10 protein-coding genes are annotated in these 13,754 nt (G+C 65.5%); 5 read left to right on the top strand and 5 right to left on the bottom strand.

All coding sequences use genetic code 11. The features are described from left to right. The first annotated feature begins 63 nt into the window (after positions 1-63). Positions 64-1,743 (top strand): outer membrane beta-barrel protein, encoded by a 1,680-nt coding sequence (locus tag K369_RS15415; protein ID WP_036292336.1) that lies wholly within the window; start codon positions 64-66, stop codon positions 1,741-1,743. On the opposite strand, the gene K369_RS15410 is transcribed toward K369_RS15415, so the two are convergent. Further along, entirely contained in the window at positions 1,712-2,968 is a 1,257-nt protein-coding gene (locus K369_RS15410) for an O-antigen ligase (protein WP_245278214.1), read from the bottom strand. The genes K369_RS15415 and K369_RS15410 overlap by 32 nt on opposite strands. A gap of 214 nt (positions 2,969-3,182) precedes the next feature. On the opposite strand from K369_RS15410, the gene mgtA reads away from it, so the two are divergent. Beyond that, entirely contained in the window at positions 3,183-5,792 is a 2,610-nt protein-coding gene (gene mgtA / locus K369_RS15405; protein ID WP_051949332.1) for a magnesium-translocating P-type ATPase, read from the top strand. Between the two features lie 220 nt (positions 5,793-6,012). Next, positions 6,013-7,557 carry an AAA family ATPase gene (locus K369_RS15400; protein WP_036292334.1) on the top strand — a complete coding sequence of 515 codons (1,545 nt, stop codon included), beginning with the start codon at positions 6,013-6,015 and terminating at the stop codon, positions 7,555-7,557. Between the two features lie 3 nt (positions 7,558-7,560). Here the strand turns inward: K369_RS15400 and K369_RS15395 are convergent, their stop codons facing one another. Continuing rightward, positions 7,561-8,544 (bottom strand): zinc-dependent alcohol dehydrogenase family protein, encoded by a 984-nt coding sequence (locus tag K369_RS15395; RefSeq protein WP_036295430.1) that lies wholly within the window; start codon positions 8,542-8,544, stop codon positions 7,561-7,563. A gap of 5 nt (positions 8,545-8,549) precedes the next feature. Beyond that, complete coding sequence (locus K369_RS15390) at positions 8,550-9,020, bottom strand: GNAT family N-acetyltransferase (protein WP_245278213.1); 471 nt, start codon at positions 9,018-9,020, stop codon at positions 8,550-8,552. On the opposite strand from K369_RS15390, the gene K369_RS15385 reads away from it, so the two are divergent. Continuing rightward, on the top strand, positions 9,019-9,996 hold the full coding sequence (locus K369_RS15385; RefSeq protein WP_036292332.1) for a polysaccharide deacetylase: 978 nt from the start codon (positions 9,019-9,021) through the stop codon (positions 9,994-9,996). The two genes, K369_RS15390 and K369_RS15385, sit on opposite strands and share 2 nt — an antisense overlap. 16 nt (positions 9,997-10,012) lie before the next feature. Here the strand turns inward: K369_RS15385 and K369_RS15380 are convergent, their stop codons facing one another. Together K369_RS15380 and K369_RS15375 are read right to left on the bottom strand one after the other, a co-directional pair. Then, on the bottom strand, positions 10,013-10,312 hold the full coding sequence (locus K369_RS15380; RefSeq protein WP_036292331.1) for a type II toxin-antitoxin system RelE/ParE family toxin: 300 nt from the start codon (positions 10,310-10,312) through the stop codon (positions 10,013-10,015). 6 nt (positions 10,313-10,318) lie between these two features. Beyond that, a complete protein-coding gene (locus K369_RS15375; protein WP_036292330.1) occupies positions 10,319-10,579 on the bottom strand; it encodes a type II toxin-antitoxin system ParD family antitoxin in 261 nt (86 codons plus the stop codon). A 282-nt stretch (positions 10,580-10,861) separates the two neighbouring features. Between K369_RS15375 and secA the strand changes: the two genes are divergently transcribed. Beyond that, positions 10,862-13,684, top strand: a complete 2,823-nt coding sequence (secA, locus tag K369_RS15370; RefSeq protein WP_036292329.1) for a preprotein translocase subunit SecA — start codon at positions 10,862-10,864, stop codon at positions 13,682-13,684. Positions 13,685-13,754: the final 70 nt, after the last annotated feature.

Raw genomic sequence — 13,754 nt, 5'->3', positions numbered from 1 at the left:
ATAACTCCTTAACGCTCGTTTCCATCGCGCCCGCTTCGACCGGGCGTCCGCGCGAGGGAACGAGTGGCTTCCGCCAAGTTTCAGAGCCGCGCCGCGGCAACGACGCTGATCGCCCTGTCGCTGGCTGCGCCGGCGGCGGTGGCTCCGTCGCGTCCGGCCGCCGGCCAGACGCTCTCGCCCTCCTCGCTCGATATCACCCCGCTGCGCGATCTTCCGACCGTCCCCTCCATTCCGGGGCTGGACGCCGCGCCGCCCTCGGTCTCACAGCCAATGACGCAGGAGCGCCGGGCCGCGCCGGAACTCTCCTCCGGGGCGCCGAATTACGGATTGCCGCGCGTGCGCGCCCGCCTGCCCAGGCCCAATCCGCCGCCGGCGCCCTTGAAGCCGCCGCCGCTCTCCCCGGCGCATCCGCTGCCGCCGCTCGAGGCCTATAAGACCTCGGTCCAGGCCAAGGCCAAGATCAAGCGCCAGGCCAAGCTGCGCATGCGGGGCTTCCGCGGCGCGCTGGACCTGCCGGCCGAGCGGCCGCCGCCGCCCAATGTCGCGCTTCCGGCGCAGATTCCGGCGAAGCCGAAGCCGCGCATCGACGCCAATCCCTATGCGCCGCTCGGCCTCGGCGTCGGCTCGCTGCGTCTCTACCCGTACGCCGAGCCGACCTATGGCTATGACACCAACCCGAATCGCCTGACCTCCGGCTACCAGGGCTCGAAATTTTTCCGCGTCGACGCCGGCCTGCGGCTGCGCTCCGAATGGGGCCGCGACGAGATTCAAGGAAATCTGCGGCTCGGCTATGTGGATTATTTCAGCGTCGAGAACGCCGATCGGCCCGATGGCGTCGGCGACGTCTTCTATCGCTGGGACGTCGCGCGCGACACCAAGGTGAAATTCGAGGGCAAGTTCACGCTCGATTCGCAGCGTCCGGGCGCGCCGGGCCTCGTCACCAGCCTGCCCAATGTCACCGTCGTCAATCGGCCGCTCATCGTCTCGCTGGGCACGGCGGCCGGCGTCACGCAGAGCTTCGGCCGGCTCGACGCCACGATGCGCGGAACCTTCGACCGCTGGATCTATCAGAACGCCTATTACAACGACGGCTCCATGCTCAATCTGATGAGCACGAGCTATAATGATCCGGGGATCAATCCGCGCCTCGCCTATGAGCTCAATCCGTCGATGAAGCCCTATGTCGAGGCGACGCTCGACAAGCGCATCCACGACAGCTGGCTCGACCCTTACGGCTATGCGCGCGACAGCACGGGCGTCTCCGGTCGCGCCGGCACGACATTCAAGATCACCGATCTCGTCACCGGCGAAGCCTCGGGCGGCTATGCGCAGCGCGACTATGCCGACCCGCGCCTGCCGCGCCTGCGCGGGCCGATCATCGACGCCGCCATCATCTACACCGCGACGCCGCTCACCACCATCACGCTGCGCACGGGCACGACGCTCTCCGAGACGACGCTGCAAGGCGCGGCGGGCGTGCTCTCGCGCAATGTCACATTCGATGTGACGCATGCGATGTTCCGCAATTTCACCATCACCGCCACCGGCAGCTATCAGACCAACAACTACCAGGGCGCGGAGACGTTCGAGCAGGTCGGCACGGCGGGCGTGAAGCTCGAATATAAGCTCACCCGCTCCATCTCGATCAAAGGCAGCTACTTCTGGCAGCGCCTCGTCAGCTCGACGGCGAATTCCAACTTCACCGCCAATGTCATAATGGGCGGGCTTCGCTTCGAGCCGTAGCCGCGTTGCGCTCGGCCCATTTCACGCGGCCGACCTCGAGGCCCCAGACGGCGCCGAGATAGATGAAGAAATAGCGCCAATGGTCGATGTCGATCTGCAGCGCCTGCAGAAAGAACACGAACATCGCCGACCAGATGAGCTGCCCATGCCGCAGATAGGGCGAGCGCTTCAGCGACAGGCGGAAGCCGACGAAAGTCGTCGTCAGCACCAATCCGAGAAAGGCGAAGCCGCCGAGCCAGCCATTGGAGGCGAAGGCGTTGATGTAGCTGTTATGCGGCTCGAGCCCGAAGATGAGGCGAAAGCGCAGCGGACCCATGCCGTTGGGCCGTTCCACCAGCATGGGCAGCGAGCGCTTCTGATTGCCGAAGCGGCCCGTGGGGCCTTCGTCATAGTCCTGCGTCGCGGAAGCGCGCTTGAAGAAGAACTCGCGCACCGAGGGCTCGGTGAGCGCCGCGCCGACGCCCACCACGACGACGCCGACGACGGCAAGCGCCATGAAGCCGATGCGCAGGCGCATCTTGCGCGAATCGGCGGTCATCACCGACATGATGGTCATCAGCGCGATGGAGACCACCGCCGCGCCCCAGGAGCCGCGCGAGAAGGAGGTGAACAGCGCTGCGCCCGAGAGCGCGAGGCCGACGATTGTCACCGGCCAATAGGCCCAGCGGCCGAGCAGCAGGCGCTGCACGAAATAGAGCACGCCCGGCACCATATAGGAGCCGAGCACATTGGGATCCTTGAAGGGCGCCATGGCGCGTCCGTCGAGCGTCATCGTCGTCGGATTGCCGAAAAGCCCAGCCCAGGAGCCGACGGCGATGACGGCCGCGAGCATGCAGCTCGCCGCATAGCCGCTCATGCACAGATCGAAACGCCGCGACGTGTTCTCCGAGAAGAACAGCATATAGAAGACGCCGGTCGTCGAGATGAACAGCGTATGCGTCATGAACTCGACGGGATCGGGCTCGTTCCAATAGGGAATGAGCGAGATGTAGCCGCCGAGCGCCCACAGCACGAGCAGGGCGACGCCCGGCAGAACGGCGCGATGAATGCGAACGCCGCCCAGCACCCAGACGATGAGCGTCAGCAGAATGAGCCCGTCATAGGGCGAGGGCTCTATGAACACCACCGAGCCGGAAAAGGCGGTGATCCAGAACAGTGCATTGAGCAGCCGTGGATAGTTCAATGTCCAACGGGGCTGTGGCGCCGCCGCCGCGGCCTCGGTCATCGCTTGTCCCATATCGGAACGATCCAGGAGGTCGCGCGCCTTGGGGCGCGACGCGCGCGAGGTGAGGACGGCGCCTTGTGAATTTGCTAGCCTCGTCATGGTTAAAAAAGCGTGACCTGAGCTTGATAGCGAAGCAAAGTCGCGAGCCCTCGCCGGCCCGCGATGAGACAGCTTCGCTTCTTCCGCCCCCGCCCGAATCGGGAATTCGCAAGAGATGAACCAGCAATTTTCGGCGACGCGCCTGCTGCACGAGAAACGCCGCGACGACGCGCTGCTGCGCGCGGCGCGGGCCGACGCCGAGGCCGTTCTCGCCGAGCTGCGCAGCGCGCGCGTGGGGCTGAGCGTGCGGGAGGCCGCGCGTCGGCTGCGGCGCGTCGGGCTCAACCGCATCGCCCATGAGCGCCGCCCGAGCCTGCTGCGCGAGCTTTTCGAACGCGCGAAAAATCCGCTCAACGCGCTGCTGCTCGCCCTTGCGGTCGCGTCCTATGCGCTCGGCGATCTGCGCGCCGCCATCGTCATAGCGGCGATGGTCGTGCTGAGCGTCGGCCTCGCCTTTTTCCAGGAGCATCGCTCCAATGAGGCCGCCGCGCGCCTGCAGGCCATGGTGCGCACGCACGCCTCCGTGCGTCGGCCGGGCGGGCATGCGCCGAATGGCTTCGTCGAGGAGCCGATCGAATGGCTCACGCCGGGCGATATCGTGCGCCTTTCGGCGGGCGATATGATCCCCGCCGACATGCGCCTGCTCGAGGCCAAGGATCTCTTCGTCAATCAATCGGCGCTGACCGGCGAATCCATGCCGGTGGAGAAATTCGCGCATGCTGCGCCGGCGAGCGATCCCTTCGCCGCGCAAAATCTCGCGCTGATGGGCGCCAATGTGGTGAGCGGCTATGCGACCGGCGTCGTGGTGGAGACCGGGCCGCGCACTCGCCTCGGCGCGCTCGCCGACAAGATGGCCGGCGCGCGCGTCGAGACGAGCTTCGACAAAGGCGTGACGCGCTTCACTCTGCTGATGGTCTTGTTCATGGCGGTGATGGCGCCGGCGGTGTTCGTCATCAATGGCGTGACGAAAGGCGATTGGTTGCAGGCGATGCTCTTCGCCGTCTCCGTCGCGGTGGGGCTGGCGCCCGAAATGCTGCCGATGATCGTCACCGTCAATCTCGCCAAGGGCGCGATCGCCATCGCGCGCAAGAAGGTGATCGTGAAGCGGCTCGTCTCCATCCAGAATTTCGGCGCGATGGATGTGCTGTGCACCGACAAGACCGGCACGCTGACGCAGGACCGCATCATATTGAAGCGCCATCTCGACATATTCGGCGAGGAATCGGAGCGCGTTCTCGAATTCGCCTTTCTCAACAGCCATTTTCAATCGGGGCTGAAAAATCTGCTCGATCGAGCCGTGCTCGAGCATCACGAATTGGCGCATGAGCTGCGCCCCGATCATATGTTCGAGAAGATCGATGAAATTCCCTTCGATTTCGAGCGCCGCCGCCTTTCCGTGGTCGTGCGCCGCGACGACGGGCCGCATCTGCTGATTTGCAAAGGCGCTGTGGAGGAGCTGTTCGCCATTTCATCGCGCTATGAGACGGAGACGGATTGCGGCGCGCTGGACCCTTCGCATCTCGATGCGGCGCGGCGCGAGATGGAAGAGCTGAACGCCGACGGCTTTCGCGTCGTCGCCGTCGCCTATAAGGAGCTGCCGCAACCGCAGGCGAGCTTTTCCATCGCCGATGAGAGCGCACTGACGCTGCTCGGCTACATCGCCTTTCTCGATCCGCCCAAGGAGAGCGCGGCCCCGGCCATAGCCGCGCTCGCGAAATCCGGCGTCGCGGTGAAGATATTGACCGGCGACAATGACATTGTGACGCGCAAGATCTGCAAGGACGTCGGGCTCGAGGTCGGACGCATCGTGCTGGGGTCGCAGATCGAGTCGATGAGCGAGGAGGATTTATCGACGCTGGCGGCGGAGGCGAGCGTTTTCGCCAAGCTGTCGCCGCCGCAAAAGGCGCGCGTCATCGACGCGCTGCATCGCAAGGGCCATGTCGTCGGCTATCTCGGCGACGGCATCAATGACGGGCCGGCGCTGAAGGCGGCGGATGTCGGCATTTCCGTCGACACGGCGGTCGACGTCGCCAAGGAGACGGCCGATATCATCTTGCTCGAGAAGAGCCTCGCCGTGCTCGGCGACGGCGTGCTCGAGGGCCGCAAGGTGTTCGCCAACATCACCAAATATATCAAGATGGGCGCGAGCTCGAACTTCGGCAATATGTTCAGCGTGCTCGGCGCGAGCGTGTTCCTGCCCTTTTTGCCGATGACGCCCATACAGGTCGTCACCAATAATCTGCTTTATGATTTCTCGCAGACCGCGATTCCGACCGACAATGTCGACGAGGAATATCTCGCGCGGCCGCGCCGCTGGGACATAGACAATATCGCCAAATTCGTGCTGTGCGTAGGGCCGATCAGCTCGATCTTCGATTATGCGACCTTCGCGCTGATGATCTATGGCTTCGGCGCCTGGACCGATCCGGCGCTGTTTCAGAGCGGCTGGTTCGTCGAATCGCTGCTGACGCAGACGCTCATCATCCATATCATCCGCACGGCGCGCATACCGTTCATCGAGAGCCGCGCGAGCAATGCGCTGCTGCTGACGACGCTCACCATTTGCGTCATCGGCGCGGCGCTTCCCTTCTCGCCCATCGCCGGCGTCTTCGGCTTCACGCCGCTGCCGCCGCTCTATTGGCCGGCGATTTTCTCATTCCTGATCTGCTATTCGGTGCTGGCGCATTTGGTGAAGAGCTGGTTCGTGAAGAAATGGGGAATGTGATGAGCGCGAAATCTTCGTGCGCGATTCCTTCTCCCGCTCGCGGGAGAAGCTGGCCCGACGCAGTCGGGTCGGATGAGGGCTCGCCGCGAATGGGGGCGCGGACGACGAATGATTCGAGTGCGATCGTGAGCCCTCATCCGACCCCGCTTCGCGGGGCCACCTTCTCCCACAAGTGGGAGAAGGAGCGCGCTTTCTGCGAGATTTCGGGAGCCCTCGGATCATGACATTCGGCGCGCAGGACGAGACTGTCCGTTTTCTCATGACGCAGGGCGAAGATGCGCGCACGATCGTCACGCATATCTCGATCGTCGTGCTGACGAAAGATCGCGTCTATAAGCTCAAGCGCGACGTCGTCTTTCCCTATCTCGATTTTCACACGCCGCAGATTCGCCTCGCAATGTGCGAGCGTGAATATGCGCTCAATCGCCGCACGGCGCCGCAGCTCTATCTCGCAGTGCGCCGCATCACGCGCGGCGACGATGGCGCGATCGCTTTCGACGGCGACGGCGCGCTCATCGACGCCATCGTCGAGATGCGGCGCTTCGAGGAAGAAAATCTGCTCGACAATCTCGCGCTCGCCGGCCGTCTCTCTGCGTCGCTCGTCGAGCGCCTCGCCGAGCGCATCGCGCAATTTCACGATGGCGCGGAAGTGATCGAAGGGCGCGGCGGCGCTTTGGTCATGGCCTCGCTGCTCGATCTCGGCGATGCGAGCTCGCTCGCCAAATCTCCCATTGTCTCGGCGCAGGAGCGTCGCGCGCTCGCCGACGAGCTGCGCGCGGCGCCGCAGACGCATGGCGCGCTGCTCGATCGTCGGCGCGACGCAGGCAAGGTGCGGCGTTGCCATGGCGATCTCACGCTGCGCAATATTTGCCTCGTCGACGGCGAGCCGACGCCTTTCGACTGCATCGAATTCTCCGACGAGCTGGCGACGATCGATGTTCTCTACGATCTCGCTTTTCTGCTGATGGATCTGCGCCGGCGCGGGCTGGATGCGCTCGCCGCTTTCGCGCTCAATCGCTATCTCGATCATCGCGACGAGGCGGAGGGGCTACCGCTGCTGCCCTTCTTCATGGCTCTGCGCGCTGCGATCCGCGCCGATGTCGCCGCCGCACGCGCGCTGGATGCGGACGCCGATCATGCCACGCTGAATGAGGAGACGCGCGATTATTTCGATCTCGCGCGCGCGCTGCTGCGGCCGGCGACGTCGCGCATTGTCGCGATCGGCGGGCTCAGCGGCTCCGGCAAGTCCAGCGTCGCGGCGGCTTTGGCGCCGCTCGTCGGCGCTGCGCCGGGCGCGCGAACTCTCAACAGCGATCGATTGCGCAAAAAGCTGTTCGGCGTCGCGCCGACCTCGCCGCTGCCGCAGGAGGCCTATACGGCGGCGGTCTCCGCCGAGATCTATGAGGCGATGCAGAATGAGGCGTCGCGCGTCGCCTCTTTCGGCTGGTGCGTCATCGTCGACGCCGTTTATGCGCGCGAGAGCGAGCGCGATGCGCTGGAAGCAGCGGCGAAGCGCGCGGGCGTTTCTTTCGCGGGATTTTGGCTCGAGGCCGACGGGCCGCTTCGTGTCTTGCGCGTCGGCGCGCGCAAGGGCGATGTGTCGGATGCGACGCGGGAGATAGCGGCGCGGCAGCGCAATTATGATCTCGGCGAAATGCGATGGACGCGCATCGACGCTGCGCGCGAGGTGGGCGTCATCGCGCAGGAGATCGCCGCGCGACTGCCGCCGTTGCAGCCCTCTCCCGCTTTGCAGGAGAGGGAGTAGGCCTCACGGAATCAGCACCGCCGCGCCTTGCAGACGCCCTTCGCGTAAATCCGCGAGCGCTTCATTGGCCGCAGTCAGCGGATAGCGTACGACATGCGTGTCGATTCCGACCTGCGGCGCGAGCGCGAGAAATTCGCGCGCGTCCTCGCGCGTGAGATTGGCGACGGAGACGAGCCGACGCTCCTCCCACAGCAGCGCATAGGGAAAAGCGGGAATGTCGCTCATGTGAATGCCGCCGCAGACGACGATTCCGCCTTTGCGCACAGCGGCGAGCGCGCGCGGAACCAGCGCGCCGACGGGCGCGAAGATGATCGCGGCGTCGAGCTTTTCCGGCGGCGTCTCGTCGGAGCCGCCGGCCCAGACGGCGCCGAGCGAGAGCGCGAATTCGCGCGCCGCCACATCGCCCGGCCGTACAAAGGCAAAGATGCGCCGGCCCTGCGCGATCGCGACTTGCGCGACGATATGCGCTGCGGCGCCGAAACCGTAAATGCCGATGTCGCGCGCCTCGCTCGTCATTTTCAGCGCGCGCCAGCCGATGAGCCCGGCGCAGAGCAGCGGCGCCAGAGCCGCCGCATCGCCATGGGACGGCAGCGCAAAGCAATAGGAGGCGTCGGCGACCGTATGCGTGGCGTAGCCGCCGTCGCGCGTGTAGCCGGTGAAGAGCGGATCGTCGCAGAGATTTTCGCGGCCGCTGGAGCAATAGGGGCAGCAGCCGCAAGTGTGGCCGAGCCAGGGAACGCCGACGCGTTCTCCAACAGAAAAGCCCGCGACGCCGGCGCCGATCGCCGCCACGCGGCCGACGATTTCATGGCCGGGGACGATCGGCAGCCTCGGATGCTCGAGCTCGCCGTCGACGACATGGAGATCGGTGCGGCAGACGCCGCAGGCCTCGACCGCGAGCAGCAATTCGCCGGAGCCGGGGCGGGGCAGGGGGCGGCGCTCGGCCGCGAGCGGCGTTCCCGGCCGCGGCAGGACCATGGCGGTCATTTCCGTCATGCGATCCTCTTGGAGAAGAACATGCGGCTATGGCCGGGCGGAAAATCGGGGATCTCGCCGAAGCGCGTGAAGCCGAAACGCTCATAGAGCGCCGCCGCGCGCGGATCGAAGCTGTCGATATAGAGGCCGAGGCAGGCGCGCGCGCGGGCTTCGGACTCGGCGCGGCGCAGCAGAGCGGTCCCGAGCCCCATGCCGCGACTCTCCGGCGCGACCCATAAGTGCCTTATATAGAGCCAGCGCCAATGCGAGACGCCGTTGAGCCCGCCGATCAGCGCGCCCTTGTCGTCATGGGCGATGGTGGAGAAGGGCGCCTCGTCGCGCGGGCGGAAGCGCGCGGCGATCTCGCCGCCGAGCGCCGCCGCGACGGCCGGGCTCTCGCGGGCGAGATCATGGAAGACGACGGCGAGCGTCTCCGCGGCGGGCATGGTTTGGGCAGGCGATATCTCGGGAGGAGCTTTTTCGATCATGGACCATATCCCGCAAAGGCGCGCTGCGGCTTTATTCTGGGCGCTCGCCGTTCTTCTCGCAATCGCCCCGTCGGCTCGGGGACGAGAGGCGGCGCGCCGTCTCGTGGATTATCGGCCTGTCTTTCTCGAATGCCATGGTCCGGCGGACGAGAAGCGCCTCGCGATTCGCCGCATGCGGCTCGATGGCGAGACGGTCGCGCTGACGGTCGATCCGGCGACGCTGGAGACGCGCCTCGAGATGGAGAGCGTCTGGCGCTGCCTCGAGACGACCGAGGCGGAGCAGAAGGACACGCGCTTTTTGCGCGCCTTGCGGCCGCGGCCGGGCGATCCAGACGAGCCGCGCCTCGCCGCCGCTGGGCGCAGCCTCTCGATCAGCGCCGGTCTCGGCCATGGGGCGGGGGCGGGCTCTTTTCTGACCGGCGACCTCTGCCCCAGCCGTCGGCCGCTCGACCGCGAATTTCTGCGTCGATTGGCCGAACTCGCCCCCGGCGCGCCAGTCGCGCTCTCCGTGTCGGGGCTCTGGATCGAGCGCCATGGGGCGGATTTCGACTGGCTGATGGCCGAGGCGGCGAATGGGACGCTGCGAATCGACTGGGTCGGCCATTCCTACAGCCACCCTTATGTTCCGCGCCTCGCGGATGGGCAGAATTATCTGCTGCGGCCGGGCCTCGATCTCGACGCCGAGATTTTCCGGGTGGAGCGGCTGCTGATCGAGCGCGGCGCGACGCCCTCGGTGTTTTTTCGCTTTCCCGGCCTCGTCGCCGATGCGCGGCTGATGGAGGAACTGCGCCGCCGCCATCTCATCGCGCTCGGCGCGGACGCCTGGCTGGTGCTGTCGCCGCCGCCGCGGGACGGCTCCATCGTGCTGGTGCATCCCAATGGCAATGAGCCGGCCGGGCTGCGCCTGTTCTCGAGACTATTGGAGCAGGGCCGTTTGCCGCAGCCGTTCCGGCGGATAGAGGAGGCGCCGGAGTAAGGGGTCCGCTATCCCTTCACCCTTCGGGAAACAAAAGCGGCTCGTAATCCATCGCGCCGTGCAGCACATGGACCACTTCGACGGTCTCGCGTCCGATCCGGTAGAAGATCAGATAGTTGCCATGAACTCTGCGGCGGATTCCGGCGCGCTCGAAGCGCGGCGCGAGGGGAAATCGCTTCGGCATTTCGCCGAGGCCCTCACATATTTCCCGCAGCTCCCGCACGAATGAGACAGCCCTCTGCGGGCTCTCCTCGGCAATGCGCTCGCCGATCCGCTCGAGGTCGGCCTCTGCCCGTGTGGTAATGACGACGATCATCAGCCGTCAGCGGCGACGCTCGGCCATGGCCTTGAACTTGGCCTCCAGCCGGTCGAAGACGGCGCTCGCGGGCTCGACGCGCCCAGCCTCCGCATCGGCGACGCCGCGGGCGATCGCGAGGTCCAGCGCGGCGAGGCGGGCTTCGCGTTCCTGGATGAGCCGCACCCCTTCCCGCAGAACCTCGCTCTTCGAATTGTAGCGGCCGGACGCCACCAGCTCGGCGACGAACGTCTCCAGCTGGCTTCCCAAGTCAGCGCTGATGGCCATGACATCACCCTTCGATATCGCAAGTCGATGATAGGAGTTATGTCATGCTCCAATAACTGTTATCAAGCGAATCCGGCGCCGTGGAGGACTGCCTTCCCCTTACATTGACAAGGGTTCGGCCGCCTCTTATCTCTCGGCCGTCGTCGCGCCGCAGCCGTGAGCGCGAGCGCGCGGCAGCGCCCGCCGACCTTTCGAAAAGAAATTGGCAAATCGAAAGGAACATGTGCGAAAAGGCGGCCTCCGCCGGCTCATCGCCGGAGGTTCATCTAGAAAGGTTTGCGCATGCTCGGCGCTCTCGCCAAGAAGATTTTCGGCTCGGCCAACGACCGCCGGCTCAAGACCTATCAGCCGAAGGTCAAGGCGATCAACGCTTTGGAGCCCGAGCTCGCAGCTTTGTCGGACGAGGCGCTGCGGGCGCGCACCGAGGAGTTCCGGGAGCAGCTGGCCAATGGCAAGCGCCTCGACGATCTGCTGGTTCCCGCCTTCGCGACCGTCCGCGAGGCAGCCAAGCGCGTGCTCGGCCAGAGGCATTTCGACGTCCAGCTGATCGGCGGCATGGTCCTGCACGAGGGCGCCATCGCCGAGATGCGCACCGGCGAGGGCAAGACGCTGGTGGCGACGCTCGCGGTCTATCTCAACGCGCTGCCCGGCCGCGGCGTCCATGTCGTCACCGTCAACGACTATCTCGCCCGCCGCGACGCCGAATGGATGGGCCGGGTCTATCGCTTCCTCGGCCTCAGCGTCGGCGTCATCGTCCATGATATTTCCGACGAGGATCGCGCCGAAGCCTACGCCAGCGACATCACCTATGGCACCAATAACGAGTTCGGCTTCGATTATCTGCGCGACAATATGAAGTATGAGCTGGCGCAAATGGTGCAGCGCCCGCATGTCTACGCCATCGTCGACGAGGTGGATTCGATCCTCATCGACGAGGCGCGCACGCCGCTCATCATCTCTGGCCATTCGGACGACAAATCCGATCTCTACAACGCCATAGACAGGCTGATCCCCAAGCTCGACAAGGAAGATTACGAGCTGGACGAGAAGCAGCGCACCGTCAATCTGACGGAGGCCGGCAATGAGCATATGGAGGAGCTGCTGGCCGAGGCCGGCGTGCTCGCCGACGGCGCGCTCTACGAGGCGCAGAACGTCACGCTCGTTCACCATGTCAATCAAGGCTTGCGCGCGCACAAGCTGTTTCAGCGCGACAAGGATTACATCGTCCGCAAGGGCGAGGTCGTCATCATCGACGAGTTCACCGGCCGCATGATGCCGGGCCGGCGCTATTCGGAAGGGCTGCATCAGGCGCTCGAGGCCAAGGAGCGCCAGACGGTCCAGCCCGAGAACGTCACCCTCGCCTCCATCACCTTCCAGAATTACTTCCGCCTCTATGAGAAGCTCGCCGGCATGACCGGCACGGCCTCGACGGAAGCCGACGAGTTCGCCGAGATCTACAAGCTCGACGTGATCGAAATCCCGACCAATCGCCCGGTGCAGCGCATCGACGAGGACGACGAGGTCTATCGCACCGGCCGCGAGAAGCTCGACGCCATCGCGAGCGAGATCGAGGCGGCGAACGCCAAGATGCAGCCGCTGCTCGTCGGCACGACGTCGATCGAGAAATCCGAGCAACTCGCCGAATTCCTGCTCTCCAAGGGCTATAAGCAGATCGACTTCTCCGAGCCGGCGAAGGCGCTCGCCAAGCTCTATGAGGCGGCGCGCAGCGGCCAGCCATCGCGGCAGTTCGCCGTGCTCAACGCGCGCTTCCACGAGCAGGAGGCCTATATCGTCGCCGAGGCCGGCGTGCCGGGCGCGATCACCATCGCCACCAATATGGCCGGCCGCGGCACCGACATTCAGCTCGGCGGCAATATAGAGATGCGCGTCTCGCAGGAATGCGCCGGGCTCGAGGGCGTCGCCCGCGAGGCGAAGGAGGCCGAGATTCGCGCCGAGATCGCCGAATTCAAGGAGAAGGCGCTGGTCGCCGGCGGCCTCTACATCATCGGCACGGAGCGTCACGAGAGCCGCCGCATCGACAATCAGCTGCGCGGCCGCTCGGGCCGTCAGGGCGATCCCGGCCGCTCGAAATTCTTCCTGTCGCTGCAGGACGATCTCATGCGCATCTTCGGCTCCGAGCGCATGGAGTCGATGCTGGTGAAGCTCGGCCTGCAGGACGGCGAGGCGATCGTCCATCCCTGGATCAACAAGGCGTTGGAGAAGGCGCAGCACAAGGTCGAGGCGCGCAACTTCGACATTCGCAAGAACATCCTCAAATTCGACAATGTCATGAACGACCAGCGCAAGGTGATCTTCGAGCGCCGGCGCGAGATCATGGCGGAGGAGAGCGTCGAGGAGACGGTGAACGAGATGCGCGAGGACGTGGTCGTCGAGCTCGTCGCCAAGCATATTCCGCATGACGCCTATGCCGAGGCCTGGGACGTCGAAGGCCTCTCCGAGGCGGCGCGCGCGCAGCTCAATCTCGATCTGCCGATCGAGGATTGGGCGAAGGAAGAAGGCATCGCCGACGAGGAGATCAAGGAGCGCCTGCTCGCCGCGGCGAACCAGTCCTACGCCGAGCGCGTCGAGCGCAACACCGAGCAGCTCTCGCGCATGATCGAGAAGCAGGTGGTGCTGCAGGCGCTCGATCATCTGTGGCGCGACCATCTCGTCGTGCTCGACCATCTTCGTCAGGTGATCGGCTGGCGCGGCCTGGCGCAGCGCGATCCGCTCAACGAATACAAGTCCGAGGCGCTCGAGCTGTTCCGCAGCCTGATGACGCATTGGGACGAGACCGTCGTCTCGCAGCTGATGCGCGTCGAGGTCTCTTTCGAGGCGCCGCCGGCGCCGGCCGAATTGCCGCCCATGGAATATGTGCATCCCGATCCGAACGCCGCCGGCGGCGGAGAGAGCGCGCTCGCCGAGCTCAACGCCCGCCTCGCCGCCGCCGATTTTTCGTCGCAGGCGACGAGCGCCGGCGCAGCAGAGGCCGAGGCCGCGCGCGATCCCGCCAATCCTGCGACATGGGGCAAGGTCGGCCGCAACGAGGCCTGCCCCTGCGGCTCGGGCAAGAAGTTCAAGCACTGCCACGGCGCATTGGTGTGAGAAACGCAATGAGCAGCGTGTGGCGAGCGGCGTAACTCACGCTCGCTCGCCGCTGCTCGTCACTCACGAC

The sequence above is a fragment of the Methylosinus sp. PW1 genome, from assembly GCF_000745215.1.
In the GTDB taxonomy this organism is placed as follows: Bacteria; Pseudomonadota; Alphaproteobacteria; order Rhizobiales; family Beijerinckiaceae; genus Methylosinus.
This window is presented reverse-complemented; position numbering and strand designations above follow the sequence as displayed.